The 15,705-nt window shown below is 60.1% G+C and carries 13 protein-coding genes and 1 pseudogene; 11 read left to right on the top strand and 3 right to left on the bottom strand.

The features are described from left to right. Positions 1 to 16 precede the first annotated feature (16 nt). Positions 17 to 1,504 carry a helicase HerA-like domain-containing protein gene (locus ACA064_RS06200; protein ID WP_497674178.1) on the bottom strand — a complete coding sequence of 496 codons (1,488 nt, stop codon included), beginning with the start codon at positions 1,502 to 1,504 and terminating at the stop codon, positions 17 to 19. 194 nt (positions 1,505 to 1,698) lie between these two features. Between ACA064_RS06200 and ACA064_RS06195 the strand changes: the two are divergent. From ACA064_RS06195 to gpgF, 5 genes and pseudogenes are all read left to right on the top strand, one after another. Continuing rightward, positions 1,699 to 2,730 (top strand): annotated as a pseudogene (locus ACA064_RS06195) (cache domain-containing protein); the annotation flags it as partial. Between the two features lie 93 nt (positions 2,731 to 2,823). Beyond that, positions 2,824 to 3,588, top strand: a complete 765-nt coding sequence (locus tag ACA064_RS06190) for a methyl-accepting chemotaxis protein (RefSeq protein WP_497674177.1) — start codon at positions 2,824 to 2,826, stop codon at positions 3,586 to 3,588. 302 nt (positions 3,589 to 3,890) lie between these two features. Next, positions 3,891 to 5,012, top strand: coding sequence for an N-acetylglucosaminyl phosphatidylglycerol synthase (gene gpgS / locus ACA064_RS06185; RefSeq protein WP_497672599.1), 1,122 nt, complete (start codon positions 3,891 to 3,893; stop codon positions 5,010 to 5,012). Beyond that, entirely contained in the window at positions 5,005 to 5,781 is a 777-nt protein-coding gene (gpgD, locus tag ACA064_RS06180) for an N-acetylglucosaminyl phosphatidylglycerol deacetylase (protein WP_497672598.1), read from the top strand. The genes gpgS and gpgD overlap by 8 nt, the downstream gene beginning before the upstream one ends. Continuing rightward, positions 5,778 to 6,773, top strand: a complete 996-nt coding sequence (gpgF, locus tag ACA064_RS06175) for a glucosaminyl phosphatidylglycerol flippase (protein WP_497672597.1) — start codon at positions 5,778 to 5,780, stop codon at positions 6,771 to 6,773. The genes gpgD and gpgF overlap by 4 nt, the downstream gene beginning before the upstream one ends. 219 nt (positions 6,774 to 6,992) lie before the next feature. Here gpgF and purU read toward each other — a convergent pair whose 3' ends face one another. Further along, the gene (purU, locus tag ACA064_RS06170; RefSeq protein ID WP_497672596.1) at positions 6,993 to 7,841 is read right to left on the bottom strand and encodes a formyltetrahydrofolate deformylase; all 849 of its coding nucleotides are present in this window, start codon (positions 7,839 to 7,841) and stop codon (positions 6,993 to 6,995) included. A gap of 325 nt (positions 7,842 to 8,166) precedes the next feature. Here purU and mvaT point away from each other — a divergent pair, with 325 nt between their 5' ends. After that, positions 8,167 to 8,544, top strand: coding sequence for a histone-like nucleoid-structuring protein MvaT (gene mvaT, locus ACA064_RS06165; protein WP_150642992.1), 378 nt, complete (start codon positions 8,167 to 8,169; stop codon positions 8,542 to 8,544). 76 nt (positions 8,545 to 8,620) lie between these two features. Here mvaT and sbcB read toward each other — a convergent pair whose 3' ends face one another. After that, positions 8,621 to 10,048: an exodeoxyribonuclease I gene (gene sbcB / locus ACA064_RS06160; RefSeq protein ID WP_497672595.1), complete on the bottom strand. Its 1,428-nt coding sequence runs from the start codon at positions 10,046 to 10,048 to the stop codon at positions 8,621 to 8,623. 182 nt (positions 10,049 to 10,230) lie between these two features. Here sbcB and ACA064_RS06155 point away from each other — a divergent pair, with 182 nt between their 5' ends. The 5 genes from ACA064_RS06155 to ACA064_RS06135 are packed head-to-tail and all read left to right on the top strand — an operon-like array spanning position 10,231 to position 15,637. Then, entirely contained in the window at positions 10,231 to 10,956 is a 726-nt protein-coding gene (locus ACA064_RS06155; RefSeq protein WP_497672594.1) for an RDD family protein, read from the top strand. Further along, positions 10,953 to 11,933 (top strand): stage II sporulation protein M, encoded by a 981-nt coding sequence (locus ACA064_RS06150; protein WP_497672593.1) that lies wholly within the window; start codon positions 10,953 to 10,955, stop codon positions 11,931 to 11,933. Before ACA064_RS06155 ends, ACA064_RS06150 begins: the two co-directional genes overlap by 4 nt. Then, positions 11,920 to 13,458: a DUF4129 domain-containing protein gene (locus ACA064_RS06145; RefSeq protein WP_497672592.1), complete on the top strand. Its 1,539-nt coding sequence runs from the start codon at positions 11,920 to 11,922 to the stop codon at positions 13,456 to 13,458. The genes ACA064_RS06150 and ACA064_RS06145 overlap by 14 nt, the downstream gene beginning before the upstream one ends. Next, entirely contained in the window at positions 13,455 to 14,618 is a 1,164-nt protein-coding gene (locus ACA064_RS06140) for a DUF4350 domain-containing protein (protein ID WP_497672591.1), read from the top strand. Before ACA064_RS06145 ends, ACA064_RS06140 begins: the two co-directional genes overlap by 4 nt. Next, positions 14,615 to 15,637, top strand: coding sequence for an AAA family ATPase (locus tag ACA064_RS06135; RefSeq protein ID WP_497672590.1), 1,023 nt, complete (start codon positions 14,615 to 14,617; stop codon positions 15,635 to 15,637). The genes ACA064_RS06140 and ACA064_RS06135 overlap by 4 nt, the downstream gene beginning before the upstream one ends. Positions 15,638 to 15,705: the final 68 nt, after the last annotated feature.

Below are 15,705 nucleotides of genomic sequence, written 5' to 3'. Positions count from 1 at the left end.
CTACAAGGGTACACACCTAACGCCGCTTGCTGCCGCCCAGCAACGAGCCCATCAGGCCGCGGACCAATTGCCGCCCCAGCTGATTGGCCGCCTGGCGCATGGCTGACTTCAACGCCTGCCCGGCCGCGGTGCCGAGAAACTCCCCGGCCTTGTCGGTGAAGCTCGGTTCTTCGGCCACCGGCTTGCCCGGCACGGCTTCGGGCTCCGGGGCTAACCCTTTGCGGCTCATCAGCACTTCATAGGCCGATTCACGATCGAGCGGTTTGTCATAACGCCCGACCAATGGCGAGCTGGCAATCAAGGTGGCACGTTCGGCAGTGGTCAATGGCCCGATTCGCGACTGCGGCGGTGCCACCAGCACGCGCTGGACCATGGCCGGTGTGCCCTTGTCCTGCAAGGTGCCGACCAGGGCCTCGCCAATGCCCAGTTCCGTCAGCACCGCCAACGCATCGAAAGCCGGGTTCGGCCGGAAGCCCTCGGCCACCGCTCGCAGGGATTTCTGTTCTTTGGCAGTGAATGCCCGCAGCCCGTGCTGAATGCGCAAACCCAGCTGAGCCAATACGTCGTCCGGCAAGTCGCCCGGGGATTGGGTGACGAAATACACGCCGACTCCTTTGGAGCGAATCAAGCGTACGACCTGTTCCAAACGTTCCTGCAAAGCCCTGGGCGTGCCGGCGAACAACAAATGCGCTTCATCGAAGAACAGCGCCAGCAGCGGCTTTTCCGCATCGCCGCGCTCCGGCAGTTGCTCGAACAACTCAGCCAGCAACCACAGCAGGAAGGTCGCGTAAACCTTGGGCGCCTCATGCACCAGACGGCTGGCGTCGAGCAGATGAATCCGCCCGCGGCCGTCACCGGCTGGCCGCAGAATGTCTTCCAGTTGCAACGCCGGTTCGCCGAACAAGGCTTCTGCGCCCTGCTGTTCCAGCGTCGCGAGGCGCCGCATCAGTGCCTGGCTGGAACCGGTGGTCATCAACGCCGCGTCGTCGCCGAGCAACTCAGGATGGTCCCTGAGGTGATTGAGCAGCGCCTTGAGGTCTTTCAAGTCCAGCAGCAATAGACCTTCGCGGTCGGCCACCTTAAATGCAGCGTAAAGGGCCGACTGCTGGCTGTCGGTCAGTTCCAGCAGACTGCCGAGCAACAGCGGCCCCATTTCGCTCAGCGTGGTGCGTAGTGGATGGCCGGACTGTCCCTGGATGTCCCATAGGGTGACCGGATAGGCCTTGGGTTGGTGGCCGAGCCAGGGCATCCCGGCGATCCGTTCGGCAACTTTGTCTTGAGGATTGCCGGCAGCCCCAAGACCGCACAAATCGCCTTTGATATCGGCAGCGAACACCGCCACGCCAGCATCGCTGAAGGCTTCGGCCAGCCGTTGCAGGGTTACGGTTTTCCCCGTCCCGGTAGCACCTGCCACCAGACCGTGACGGTTCGCCAGGCGCATGGCCTGGGCAATCGGCTGGCCCTGGAGGTCAGCACCGATAACGAGTTGCGATGAATCAGGCATTTTGTCACCCATGGTTAATCTTTAGGTCTGCATGGTCGATATAGCAAAGCGAGAGACCAGAAAAGACTGAAAATGAAGTCAGATAATTCCCTAAGGAGAGGCGGAAATATCAGCTTACTTTCACCTTTGCCCACTTTGCGCGCTTTTATAACAGCGCGCCCTGGACATTAAGACCTTAGCGGACACCACAAGCCATGAACAAAAATCTGCGCTTCAGCCATAAAATCCTGCTTGCGGCCGCCCTGATTGTTATTGCCGCCTTTGCCTCTTTCACGCTGTACAACGACTATCTGCAGCGCAACGCTATTCGCCAGGACCTGGACAATGACCTGCATGAAATGGGTGATGTGACTGCCGGCAACATTCAAACCTGGCTGGCCGGGCGCATTCTGCTGATCGAGAACCTTGCCCAGAACATCGCCATCAATCCGGACCAGGCCAGCGTCGCCAGCCTGCTGGAGCAAAAAGCCCTGACGTCAACGTTCATGGCGTCTTATCTGGGCGACGCCAGCGGCAGCTTTACCATCCGCCCGGACGCGAAAATGCCCGACGGTTTCGACCCGCGTGTTCGCCCCTGGTACAAAGGTGCCGAAAACAGCGGCAGCTCGACACTGACTGAACCCTATATAGATGCAGCCACCGGCCAACTGATTATTTCCATCGCCACCGCCTCGAAAAAAGCCGGGCAAAGCGTCGGCGTGGTGGGCGGCGACCTGAGCCTGCAAACCTTGATCCAGACCCTCAACGCTCTGGACTTCGATGGCATGGGCTATGCCTTTCTGGTCAGCGGCGACGGCAAGATCCTGGTACACCCGGACAAAGCCCTGGTGATGAAAACCCTGAGCGATGTGTATCCGCGGAACACTCCACGGATCAACAGCGACTTCAGTGAAGTCGAGGTCAACGGCAAGACCCGCATCGTGACCTTCACTCCGATCAAGGGCCTGCCTTCGGTCAACTGGTACATCGGCCTGTCCGTGGACAAGGACAAGGCGTTCTCGATGCTCAGCGAGTTCCGCGCCTCGGCGATCGTCGCCACCCTGATTGCCGTGGCGATCATCATCGCCCTGCTGGGCATGCTGATTCGTATCCTGCTGCAGCCACTGCATGTCATGACCCGCGCAATGCAGGATATTGCCGACGGTGAGGGTGATCTGACCCGGCGCCTGACGATCCAGAATCAGGATGAGTTCGGCATTCTCGGCACTGCCTTCAACCGCTTCGTCGAGCGGATTCACACCTCGATCGGCGAAGTGTCCTCGGCCACCCAGCACGTCAACGAAGTGGTCTTGCGGGTCGTCAGCGCTTCCAACTCGTCGATGTACAATTCCGATCAGCAGGCCTCGCGCACCAGCAGCGTCGCCGCGGCGATCAATCAACTGGGGGCCGCCGCCCAGGAAATAGCCCAGAACGCCGCCCTCGCCTCGCAGCACTCCAGCGACGCCCGCAACCTGGCCGAAGACGGCCAGCAGGTGGTCGACAGAAGTATCAAGGCGATGAATCAGCTGTCCACCATGCTCAGCGCTTCGAGCACTAACATCGAATCGCTGAACAGCAAGACGGTGAATATCGGGCAGATTCTCGACGTCATCACCAGCATCTCGCAGCAGACCAACCTGCTGGCGCTCAACGCTGCCATCGAAGCCGCCCGCGCCGGTGAAGCCGGACGCGGCTTTGCGGTAGTCGCCGACGAAGTGCGCAACCTGGCGCATCGCACCCAGGAGTCGGCGCAACAGGTCCAGACCATGATCGAAGAGCTGCAGGTGGGGGCTCGCGAGTCGGTCGGCACCATGAGCGAAAGCCAGCGCCATAGCCAGGACAGTGTGGAAATAGCCAACCTCGCCGGTGAACGCCTGAACAGCGTGACCCAGCGCATCGGCGAGATTGACGGGATGAACCAGTCGGTGGCCACCGCCACCGAGGAACAGACTGCCGTAGTCGAATCGATCAACGTCGACATCACCGAGATCAACACCCTCAACCAGGAAGGCGTGGAAAACTTGCAGTCGACCTTGCGCGCCTGCGCGGACCTTGAGCAGCAGGCGGCGCGGTTGAAGCAACTGGTGGGCAGTTTCCGTATCTAACGTCAATCACAATACCTGTGGCGAGGGAGCTTGCTGTGGCGAGGGGGCTTGCCCCCGTTCGGCTGCGCAGCAGCCGCAAAACCTGTGACTGCGGTGTGCCTGACAAACTGTGGGTTGCAGGTTTTAGGGCCGCTGCGCGCCCCAGCGGGGGCAAGCCCCCTCGCCACAAATGCCCGCCAGACCATGGATTTCCGTTAACTGGCTGCTCCTCCCTCTCTTCCAGATACCTCCCCCCGCAAATCCTCAACCGAACATCTATCCTTCATAAAGGTCAACCCTAGGGAATACAACGGATAGGAGGGATGCTCATCGTGCATATCGCTGACATAACCATGTTCTACGCCCCTGCCAGCGGTGGCGTGCGCACTTATCTGGATGCTAAACACCGTCGCCTGGGACGTCAGCCAGGTATCCGTCACAGCTTGCTGATCCCCGGGGCGGGTCTGAGCGAGCAGGACGGGATTTACACAGTCCCCGCTCCCGCCGTGCCCTTCGGCAAAGGCTACCGCTTCCCCTGGCGTCTGGCCCCCTGGCGCAATGTCCTGCGCGCCTTGCAACCCGACTTGATCGAAGTCGGCGATCCTTATCTCACCGCCTGGGCCGCCCTCGACGCTCGGCGTCAACTGGATGTGCCGGTGATCGGCTTTTACCACTCCGATCTGCCCCTGCTGGTGAGCAACCGTATGGGTAACTGGTGCACACCGAATGTCGAAGCCTATATCCGCAAGCTCTATGGCAATTTCGATCGGGTATTGGCACCCAGCCAGGTCATGGCTGACAAGCTGATCGGATTGGGGGTGAAGAATGTTTATGTGCAGCCCCTGGGCGTGGACCTGCAAACTTTCAACCCCAGTGCCCGCGACCCGGGTTTGCGGGCTGAACTGGGTATTTGCGAAGACACCCGCCTGTTGATCTTCGCCGGCCGTGGTTCCAAGGAAAAGAACCTGCAGGTGCTGCTCAATTGCATGAAACATCTGGGTGAGCGCTATCACCTGTTGCTGGTCGGCTCGTCGATGCCTGCCGCGGTACCAGACAACGTCACGGTGATCAATGAATTCTGCCCCGCTCAGCAGGTCGCGCGGTTGATGGCCAGTTCTGACGCACTGATCCACGCCGGCGATCAGGAAACCTTCGGTCTGGTGATCCTCGAAGCCATGGCCAGTGGTATTCCAGTGGTGGCTGTAGCGGCCGGGGCGTTCAAGGAAATCGTCCCCCCGGACTGCGGCCTGCTCTGCACCCCGGACAGCCCGCAAGCCATGGCCAATGCCGTGCGCGATCTGTTCGCTCGCGGCAACACCAGCCTGGGTCAGCAAGCCCGACAGCATGTCGAACAACGTTACGCCTGGGACACAGTGGTCAGCAGCCTGTTGGAGCACTATCACGCCGTGCTCGGCGGCCAACCGCCACTGCTGGTCCATGGTTGAGCCCGTGAACACGCCCAGCCTGTTACTGGTGCTGCATGACGTCGCGCCGCAAACCTGGGTGGATTATCAACCGTTCGTCGAAGCGATCGACGCGCTGGGCAACGTGCCAATGACCTGGCTGGTAGTGCCCGACTTCCACAAGCACAACGCGCTGGATGCCCATCCGGACTTTCGTCGCCTGCTGGGCAGCCGCCTGGCCCGGGGCGATGAACTGGCGCTGCACGGCTATTTTCATTGCGATGACAGCCCGCCCCCGCAGAATCCCCGGGATTGGTTCATGCGGCGGATTTATACCCATGAGGGCGAGTTCTACGGTCTGTCGCAAAAGGCTGCCCTGGCCCGTCTGCACGCCGGGATCGAACTGTTCCAGCGCTACCACTGGCCGCTGCGGGGTTTTGTCGCCCCGGCGTGGCTGATGAGCCAGGGTACCCGCCAGGCGCTGCGTCAGTTGCCGCTCGCCTATACCAGTGATCCCCAGCATCTCTACCGCCTTCCGGACTTTACGCTGGTCGACGCCCCGGGACTGGTCTGGAGTTCGCGCAGCGCCTGGCGCCGAGGCCTGTCGAAGGTACTCAGCGAGCAACGCGAACAGCGTTGGCGGCAAGCACCGGTGATTCGCCTCGGCGTGCATCCGGTGGACCTGCGCCATGAGTTTTCCCGCAACTACTGGCTGCAGACTCTCAAGCGTTTACTGGCCGAGGGTCGCGTTCCGATGACCAAGGCCAACTGGCTGACGGCTCAAGCCAGGCTCAGCCGGTGCAACCCATGAGCAGGGCCATCTGGCTGGTCGTCGCTTTATTGTCGGCAGTGCTGATTCCGCTGCTGCTGGGAGGTAGCGATACGTGGCTGCGCATGCAGCGCTTCCCGCTCGCGCTACTGCTGACGATGCTGGGCATGATTGTGCTGTGCTGGGTGCTCAACTCATTTCGCCTGCGCCTGCTGCTGGGGGAGCAACGCGGCCGGATCGGGCGCCTGAAAGGCCTCGGAGTGGTGATGTCCGCCGAGTTCGCTTACTGCGCGACACCCGGCGGCAGTGGCGGCCCCCTGACCCTGATGGCCCTGCTGGCGCGCAATGGCGTGCGTCCGGCCCATGGCAGCGCGGTGTTTGCCATGGACCAATTGAGTGATCTGCTGTTCTTTTTCTGTGCGGTGATCGGGATTCTGTTCTACGCATTGTTCCAGAACCTCAGTCAGCGCATGGAATGGATGCTCGGCCTGAGTGCCATCTCACTATTTGCCGGCCTGTGCAGCTGCCTGATTCTGGCGCGTTACCACCGTTCATTGATCCTTTTCTGCGGCCGGGTGCTCAACCGCCTGAACGTCAAATCGCTGACCCGCCGACGCTGGGCGCGCAAACTGCTGCAGTTTCTGGCGGCCTTCAGTGTCACGCTCAAGCTGCCGTGGCAAACCCTGGCCCAGGTATTCGCCCTGACCTGCCTGCATTGGCTTTTACGCTACAGCGTGCTGTATCTGGTTCTACAAGGGTTAGGCGCAGACCTGCAATGGGCCTGGAGCTTTCTGATCCAGATGCTCGCGCTGAGCGCCGGGCAATTGAGCCTGATGCCTGGCGGCGCAGGCGCGGCGGAACTCACCTCGGCAGCGCTGCTGGCACCCATGGTGGGTAAATCGACTGCGGCGGCAGCGATTCTGATCTGGCGGGCCGTGACCTACTACTTCTACCTGTTGGCAGGTGGGCCGGTGTTTCTGCTGATGGTCGGACGACCCTTGCTGCACAAGCTGATGAAACTCAAACAGGCTTAGGGTCGGGCTTGGCCGGCGGTTCTTCCTGCAATTGGCTTCGACGGTATTCAAATCGCTAAAAGATCGCAGACTATCGGCAGCTCCCCGCCGACTACGTACGTCCGCAATGGCGCTGGCGTACGCTAATTCCGTGTAGGAGCTGCCGCAGGCTGCGATCTTTTGATCTTGATCTTCGACGGTACTCAAATCGCTGAAAGATCGCAGCCTATCGGCAGATCGTCAGAACACCACGGTCTTGTTGCCATGCACGAGCACCCGATCTTCCAGGTGATAGCGCAAGCCACGAGCCAGCACCATCTTCTCGACGTCACGACCGAAACGCACCATGTCTTCGATGCTGTCGCTATGGCTGACACGCACCACGTCCTGCTCGATGATCGGGCCGGCATCCAGCTCTTCGGTCACGTAGTGGCAGGTTGCGCCAATCAGCTTCACGCCGCGCATCGAAGCCTGGTGATACGGCTTGGCACCGACGAACGAGGGCAGGAAGCTGTGATGAATGTTGATGACCTTATGTGCATATTCCCGGCACAACTCGGGCGGCAGGATCTGCATGTAACGGGCAAGTACCACGACTTCGGCGTCATGCTGCTTGACCAGGCGCGAGACTTCGGCAAAAGCCGGCTCTTTATCCTGCGGATTCACCGGCACATGGTAATAGGGGATGCCGTGCCACTCGACCATGCTGCGCAGGTCATTGTGGTTGGAGATCACGCAGGAAATTTCGCAATCCAGTTCGTCGCTGTGCCAACGGTGCAGCAAGTCGGCCAGACAATGGGACTCACGGCTGGCCATCAACACCACGCGTTTCTTTTGCTCGGTGTCAGTGATGCGCCAGACCATGGAAAACTCTTCGGCAATCGGCGCAAACGCCTCGCGAAAAGCCTCAAGCCCAAAGGGCAGCGAGTCGGCACGAATCTCGTGACGCATGAAGAACCAACCACTGAGATTGTCCGAGTGATGGCTCGCCTCGGTGATCCAGCCACTATGGGATGCCAGAAAGTTACTGACTTTAGCAACGATACCGACGCGGTCCGGGCAAGCAATCACCAGCCGAAAAGTGCGCATGAGGGGGAAACTCCAGAACTTCGCAAAGGCGGCCATTCTAGCCATTGTGCAGCAAAACTGCAGTATCCCTGATGAGTTGATTCCGGGTCAGACCTCGATTGCCGATGAAAAGCCCGCGAGTGCCTTTCCCACAATTTGCGCAAGGCTTCTAATGTGAATATCTGTTATAAATCCATGACTTTATTTAACTGGCCCTCGGGATTCTTGCGAACCCCGCTACTTAAATTAAATAAAAGTCCGCTTTAATGTTTACTTGCTGAAACTGTCTGACTATTATTGCGGCACTGTAACCGTGTCATCCAGTGCCCAACATAAGGTAGTCCCCATGTCCTTGATCAACGAATATCGCGCCACCGAAGAAGCTATCAAAGAGCTGCAAGCCCGTTTGAAGAATCTGTCCCAAGACGACAAACTGCAAACCGAGCTGGAATTCGAAGGCAAACTGCGCACCCTGATGGGCGAATACTCCAAATCCCTGCGCGACATCATTGCACTGCTGGATCCAGACGCAAAAACCAGCAAAACCCCACGTGGCGCCGTGAAAACTACTGGCACCAAACGTGCTCGCAAGGTTAAACAATACAAAAACCCGCACAATGGCGAAGTCATTGAAACCAAAGGTGGCAACCACAAAACTCTGAAAGAGTGGAAAGCCAAGTGGGGCGGTGACGTGGTTGAAGGCTGGGCTACCCTGTTGGGCTAAGCAACAGCTGTCGTTGCGACAATCGAAAAACGCCAGCTCGCTGGCGTTTTTTTATACCTGATATTCAGTCACTGATTCATAGGTTCAATCGTTTGCGTAATGCCTGTGCATAATCGCTCCACTCATCGAGTATCTGACGCTGCCCTGCTGTCGCGGTAGTCAGGCCTTGCGCCGTGGCCTGATTAAAAGTATCCAGGGTATTGGGAGCGCCGCATTCAGGATCGGTCAAGCGTTGCTGGCAGAACAAACGCCAGCGCTCTTGCTCCTGATCATTCAAGGTGCCTGGAAAGTTACGAGCACGGTAACGGAATAATAATTCCGGCAGGCGCTCATCATCGAACGGCCATTGCTCTTGCGCCAGTTGAGCAGGGTCGGCAGTCCTGACTTGCTCGCATAACCGGCGATCGCGGTCACCAATAAAGCCATCGTATAACTGTTGCTCAGGATCCAGGCAGGGGACAAAGTCCTCGCTGGCATAAATCGTCTGGATTTTATCTCGCCAAACTTCTTGTGCGTCAGTTAGCCGCAGCGCTCTAGCCTGATACTCAGCCATGTCCAATTGCAGGCGCTGCTGATCTTCGGCGCGTAAAACAGACAACGGCGCCACCACCGGACAACGGTTGATATGAATCAGCTTGAGCGGAACCGGCAACTCGCCTTGCCCCAGATCGTCGTGGCGAGTATACAGCCGCTGACGCAAGGTTTCGGCGTCCTGATCCAATAACCCCTGGGGATCGAGATGCAGATCGCAAACAATCAAGGCATTACGGTTACGTGGATGCCAGGCCAGCGGCAGTACCACACCAATATAATGCCGGGCAGCGGAAAACCGCCCTGATATATGCACCATCGGCTGCAATAGCGTTATCTGCTCCATGACCTTTTGCTTGCTGCGCAACTGGAACAGCCAGTCATATAACTTTGGCTGTTTGCCGCGAATCAACCGCGCCAGGGCAATCGTCGCCCGCACATCGGACAAGGCATCATGGGCCTGACCATGGTCGATGCCATTGGCGGCGGTCAGGCGTTCAAGTTTGAGGGTGACACGGCCATCCTCTTCGGGCCAGACAATGCCTTGCGGCCGTAACGCATACGCAGTGCGAACCACATCGATCAGATCCCAGCGACTGTTACCGCCTTGCCACTCGCGGGCATAGGGGTCAAAAAAATTCCGGTACAGGCTATAGCGGGTCACTTCATCGTCGAAGCGCAGTGTGTTGTAGCCGGCACCACAAGTCCCGGGGGCCGCCAGTTGCCCGTGAACCCGGGTCATGAACTCGGCTTCGCTCAAGCCCTGCTCGGCCAGGCGGCTCGGGGTAATGCCGGTAATCATACTGGCCACCGGGTGCGGCAGGATATCGTCGCTCGGCTGGCAGTAGAGATTGACCGGCTCGCCTATCTCATTGAGCTCGGCATCGGTGCGGATCCCTGCCACTTGCAACGCACGGTCACAGCGCGGGTTGATGCCGGTGGTTTCATAGTCGTACCAAAAGATGGAGGTCACGGGCTATTCCTGATCTAAAGACCGGCAAAGTCTAGGCGCTCACAGGTTGGCCCGACCAGCGCTGTGTGCATTCAATCCTTACTCGCGGCATTGTTTGTTACATAGTTATGTCGTTCATCCCTCGGTCACTGCTAGCATCGGTTGAGTATTGACCCTCAACCAGGCCATCCACCAAGTAGCCCATGCGCCAGACTTCAGCACTGCCACGCAACGCCTCGCTGCACCCGCCACTGGACACCCGGTATCAGGTCGAGACGCCAGAAGGCATCGACCTGCCACTGCGTCCGGCCGGGCTGATGCCCCGCGCGCTGGCCTTCGCCATCGACCTGGGGATTCGCGGGCTGATCCTTGGCCTCCTGTTTATTGCCGTGGGGTTTCTGGGAGAGATTGGCATCGGCCTGGGCGCGATCCTGCTGTTCCTGCTCAGCTGGTGGTACATGGTGTTATTCGAAGTGCTCAACCAGGGCCGCTCGCCGGGCAAACAACTGATGGGGTTGCGGGTTATCCATGACGACGGCACGCCCATCGGCTGGAGCGCCTCCCTGACCCGTAACCTGCTGCGTTTTGTCGACATGTTGCCCTTTGGTTATTTCCTCGGTGCCCTCAGTTGCCTGCAACATCCTGCCTTCAAGCGTCTCGGCGACCTGGCAGCCGGCACCTTGGTGATCTACCGCGAACAACCGATAGCCCGTCCGCACCTCCCTCTCGCTCAACCGTTACGGCCACCCTTTGTCCTTCACCTGAATGAACAGCGCGCGGTGTTGAGCTTTGCCGAACGCCAGGGCGAACTCTCCGATGAGCGAGTCAACGAGCTGGCAGCCATCCTCGCCCAGCCATTGCAGGTCTCTGCGCCACGCGCCGTCGCCGAACTCAACGGCATCGCCCGCGGCTTGCTGGGGCCGACATGAAGCAAAGCCTTTTCGAAAGCCGCCATCAAGCCCAGTGGGATCAATTTGCCCGACGACTGGAACAGCTCGAAGGTGGCAAGGTGCAAGCCGCTGACTGCAGCGACTTCCCCAAGGAGTACCGGCGCCTTTGCCAGCACCTGGCCCTGGCCCAGGAACGTGGCTACAGCAGTTTCCTGATCGACCCGTTGCAACAGCTTGCATTACGCGGCCATCAACAACTTTACCGGCACCGCGGCCAGTTGGGTGCCGATACCCTGAGTTTCATCCTTGCCGGCTTCCCACGACTGGTCCGCGAGCAATGGCCTTTCGTACTGGTGGCCGGCCTGTTGTTTTTCGGTAGCCTGTTCGGCATTGGCATTCTGGTTTTTCTGTTCCCGGAGCTGATCTACAACCTGGTCTCCAGCGAACAGCTGGCCGAGCTGCAAAGCATGTACGACCCCGCCGCCAACCACTTGGGACGCACCGCCGAACGGGCGTCCAGTGAAGATTGGGTGATGTTCGGTTACTACATCATGCATAACATCGGCATCGCCTTTCAGACCTTCGCCAGCGGTTTGCTGTTTGGCGTGGGCAGCGTGTTTTTCCTGTTCTTCAATGGTCTGCTGATCGGCGCTATCGCCGGTCACCTGACGCACATCGGTTACGGGGAAAGCTTTTGGTCATTCGTCATCGGCCATGGCGCCTTCGAGCTCAGCGCCATTGCCCTGGCCGGGGCCGCCGGCCTGCAACTGGGCTGGGCATTGATCGCGCCGGGGCGTCTGCCACGGGGCGAAGCCCTGCGACTGGCGGCGCGCAAGAGCGTGCAGTTGATCTGCGGAGCGATGCTGTTTCTGGTGATTGCTGCCTTTATAGAAGCCTATTGGTCGTCCATGACCGAGCCCACACCCCTGATTAAATATCTGGTGGGTGCAGTCCTCTGGCTGCTGGTGGCAGCCTATCTGCTATTTGCCGGACGTACGCCCCATGCGCCTGAGTGATGCCAGCGTGGTCATCCGCCCGCGCACCAGCTGGGAAGCCATGGACCTGGGCGTACTGCTGAGCCAGGAACACCGACGCCTGCTGATGACCAGCTGGGCGATCATCACCCTGCCGGTCTTCACCCTGCTCAGCCTGCTGCTCTGGGATTCACCCAACCTCGCCTTGCTGCTGTTCTGGTGGCTGAAACCGGTGTTCGATCGTTTGCCGTTGTATATCCTGTCCAAAGCCCTGTTCGGTGAAACCCCAACGTTGAAGCAGGCGCTGGGCCAGTGGCCGCGCCTGCTCAAACCGCAACTACTGGCCAGTCTGACCTGGCGTCGCCTGAGCCTGAGCCGCAGTTTCATCATGCCGGTGGTGCAGCTTGAGGGACTGAGCGGTCAGGCGCGGCAGCAACGCTTGCTGGTCCTGCAACAACGCAATAGCGGCGCGGCACGCTGGCTGACGATTATCGGCGTGCATCTGGAGGTGGCCTGGTGGATTGGGCTGATGGTGCTGTTCTATCTGTTCCTGCCACCACAGATCGAGCTGGACTGGAGCTGGCAGACATTGATCGTCGCGGCTGAGCAGGACTGGCTGTGGCTGGAACACCTGATCAATGCGCTCTACGTATTGGTACTGATTGCCTGGGAACCCATCTACGTCGCCTGCGGCTTCAGCCTGTACCTCAATCGGCGCACCGTGCTCGAAGCCTGGGACATCGAACTGATCTTCCGACGCCTGCGCCAGCGCTTGAGTAGTGTCGCCGCGACCTTGGTGCTGGCCGGGATGATGCTGGTGCCCATGACGCAGCCGGTTTGGGCCGCTGAATCGCCCAAGGCACCGGACAGCCCGCGCTTGCTCGACCAGCCGCTGACCAGCCAGGCCTCCAGGGACAGCATCAAAGCCATTCTCGACAAGCCGCCATTCAAGAATCCGCAAACCGTTACCCGTTATCGCTTCGGCGAAGACCCTTCAGGACAGAGCAACGACCCACAAACACCCCAATGGTTGAAGGCGCTGCTCGGGATGTTCGATAGCCGCAGCTTCGGCACGCTGGCCAAGGTCATAGAGATGCTGCTGTGGGCTTGCATAACCGCTGGCATCGCCTTGCTGCTCTGGCATTACCGCGAGTGGTTGCGGGCCTTTGTCAGTCGCCGCCCGGTGCTGCGCGACCAGATCCCTCGGCCAGCCCCTGCGCAACTGTTCGGTCTGGATGTCAGCCTCGACACCCTGCCCGACGATGTCGCCGCCAGCGCCGAGCGCCTTTGGCAGACGCAGCCCCGTGAAGCCCTTGGCCTGCTTTATCGGGCATTGCTCAGCCGGCTGCTGCATGATTTTGACGTTCCGCTGAAAGCCGCCGACACCGAAGGCCAGGTGCTGGAGCGCGTCCGGCAGCTGCAGCAACCGGCCCTGCAAGCCTTCAGCCAAAACCTGACACGGCACTGGCAGAACCTGGCCTACGGTCATCGATTGCCCCCAACGCATCTGCAACAGGAACTCTGCGATACCTGGCGTGAGCTGTTCGACGCGGGGTCGCCACGATGAACCGTCGCCAGTTGTTGCTCGTCGGTTTGCTCATCAGCGGTTTGCTGATAGCACTCGGCGCCTGGCTCTACCTGAACGCCGAGCCCTATCAAGAGGTGATCGATCACGGTCCCTCCCCCGAAGCCCAGGCCAATCCATACCTGGCCGCCGAGCACTTTCTGCGCCAGCAAGGTCTGCAAGTCGCCCACGCTAACAGCCTGGATATTCTGCCGACCCTGGAGCCGCATCAACAAAGCCTGCTGTTGCTGGGCGACAGGTCAAACATGCGCCCGCGCCAGGCCGATCAGCTGCTGAACTGGGCCAGGGCCGGCGGGCGCTTGCTGTTTGTCGCCGAAGCGTTGTGGGATGAGAACACCGGCAGCAGTGGCGATCTGCTGCTCGACCGCGTGCAACTGCGCCAGCTCCTGAGCAGAGACCTTAAACAGCCGGCGTCCAAAGCCGGGAAAACCCCCTACCCCAAGCTGACCAGACTCTATCTGGAAGACGAAGACGCGCCGGCCTACGCCAGTTTCAACACCGAGTTCCATCTCGAAGACCCGAAAAACCTTGCCCAGTCCTGGGCCAACAGCGCCCTGGCCACCCATATGATGCAGCTGAACTATGGCCTCGGCTCGATCACCGTGGTCACCGACGCCGAGCTCTGGAAAACCCCGAACATCGGCCGCTACGACAATGCCTGGCTGCTTTGGTACCTGTATTCGGACACCGGCGTGACGCTGCTCTTCGACATTGACCACGACGACTTGCCGACCTTGCTGCTGCGTTACTTTCCGCAAGCATTGGTCGCGCTTGCGGCCTTGATCGGCCTGGCAATCTGGCATGTCGCCATACGTCGCGGCCCGGTGCAAGCGCCAGCGCCCAAGGCCCGCCGGCAACTCCAGGAACACCTGCGCGCCAGCGCCGATTTCCTGCTGCGGCGTAGCGGTCAACGCAGCCTGTTACAAGCGTTGCAACAAGATATCCTGCGCCGCGCCCGGGGCCGCCATCCCGGTTTTGAACAACTCGGCGTTGCCGAACAATGGCAGGTGCTCGCGCGCCTGACCCGCCAACCCACCCGCGCTATCAGTCAGGCCCTCAGCCCACGGCCAAAACAGCGGCTTTCCAGCGCTGACTTCAGTCGTCAGGTGGCCCAGCTGCAAACAATCAGGAATGCCTTATGAGCGAACAACCGACGGATGCGGGCCAGATCGAGCCCGTCAGCACCCAGGCGCATATCGCCCAGCAACGTGTGCGGGCCAGCCAACTGGCCCAGGCGGTGCGCCATGAGCTGCGCAAGGCGGTGATCGGCCAGGATGCAGTGATCGATGACGTGCTCACCGCCTTGATTGCTGGCGGCCATGTGCTGCTCGAAGGCGTGCCGGGGCTGGGCAAGACCTTATTGGTCCGCGCCCTGGCCCGCTGCTTCGGTGGTGAATTCGCGCGTATCCAGTTCACTCCGGATTTGATGCCGAGCGATGTCACCGGTCACGCGGTCTACGACATGCAAACCGAGCAATTCAAACTGCGTAAAGGCCCGCTGTTCACCAACCTGCTGCTGGCCGACGAAATCAACCGCGCCCCGGCTAAAACCCAGGCAGCGCTGCTCGAAGCCATGCAGGAACGCCAGGTCACCCTCGAAGGCCGGGCGCTGCCGATTGGCCAGCCATTCATGGTACTCGCCACGCAAAACCCCATCGAGCAAGAGGGCACCTACCCGCTACCGGAAGCCGAGCTCGATCGCTTCATGCTCAAAGTGCGCATGGACTACCCCGACGCCGAGCAGGAATTGGACATGGTCCGTCAGGTCAGCCGTTCGACCAGGGCCGACATGCTCGACGTGCAACCACTGCGCACCGTGTTGCAAGCCAAGGACGTGCTGGCCTTGCAACGCATCGCCAGCGACCTGCCGCTGGACGAACAGGTACTCGACTACGCCGTGCGGATAGCCCGCACCACCCGCAGCTGGCCCGGCCTGACCCTCGGCGCCGGCCCGCGCGCCTCGATTGCGCTGGTACGCGGCGCCCGGGCCCGGGCTTTGTTGCGCGGTGGTGAGTTCGTGATTCCGGATGACATTAAAGGTTGTGCACTGGCCGTGCTGCGCCATCGTGTACGGATCGCACCGGAACTGGATATTGAAGGGCTGGAGGTCGATCAAGTGCTCAAGCAGCTGCTCGATCAAGTCCCGGCACCGCGGTTGTGAATGCGTTGACGATAATTCGGCGTTGCGACCAGAAAGATCGCAGCCTTCGGCAGCTCCTACGGGATTTG

The organism is Pseudomonas sp. LBUM1658 (genome assembly GCF_059716055.1).
The sequence above is the reverse complement of the archived record's forward strand: the minus strand, read 5'-3'. Positions and strand labels throughout refer to the sequence as shown.

Excerpts from the sequence above, each read along its gene's own strand:
- ACA064_RS06150 (WP_497672593.1), top strand. The coding sequence starts at position 10,953 with ATGAAGCAAAGCCTTTTCGAAAGCCGCCATCAAGCCCAGTGGGATCAA.
- ACA064_RS06200 (WP_497674178.1), bottom strand. The coding sequence starts at position 1,504 with ATGCCTGATTCATCGCAACTCGTTATCGGTGCTGACCTCCAGGGCCAG.
- purU (WP_497672596.1), bottom strand. The coding sequence starts at position 7,841 with ATGCGCACTTTTCGGCTGGTGATTGCTTGCCCGGACCGCGTCGGTATC.
- ACA064_RS06140 (WP_497672591.1), top strand. The coding sequence starts at position 13,455 with ATGAACCGTCGCCAGTTGTTGCTCGTCGGTTTGCTCATCAGCGGTTTG.
- mvaT (WP_150642992.1), top strand. The coding sequence starts at position 8,167 with ATGTCCTTGATCAACGAATATCGCGCCACCGAAGAAGCTATCAAAGAG.
- gpgS (WP_497672599.1), top strand. The coding sequence starts at position 3,891 with ATGCTCATCGTGCATATCGCTGACATAACCATGTTCTACGCCCCTGCC.
- ACA064_RS06190 (WP_497674177.1), top strand. The coding sequence starts at position 2,824 with ATGTACAATTCCGATCAGCAGGCCTCGCGCACCAGCAGCGTCGCCGCG.
- gpgD (WP_497672598.1), top strand. The coding sequence starts at position 5,005 with ATGGTTGAGCCCGTGAACACGCCCAGCCTGTTACTGGTGCTGCATGAC.
- ACA064_RS06135 (WP_497672590.1), top strand. The coding sequence starts at position 14,615 with ATGAGCGAACAACCGACGGATGCGGGCCAGATCGAGCCCGTCAGCACC.
- gpgF (WP_497672597.1), top strand. The coding sequence starts at position 5,778 with ATGAGCAGGGCCATCTGGCTGGTCGTCGCTTTATTGTCGGCAGTGCTG.
- ACA064_RS06145 (WP_497672592.1), top strand. The coding sequence starts at position 11,920 with ATGCGCCTGAGTGATGCCAGCGTGGTCATCCGCCCGCGCACCAGCTGG.
- ACA064_RS06155 (WP_497672594.1), top strand. The coding sequence starts at position 10,231 with ATGCGCCAGACTTCAGCACTGCCACGCAACGCCTCGCTGCACCCGCCA.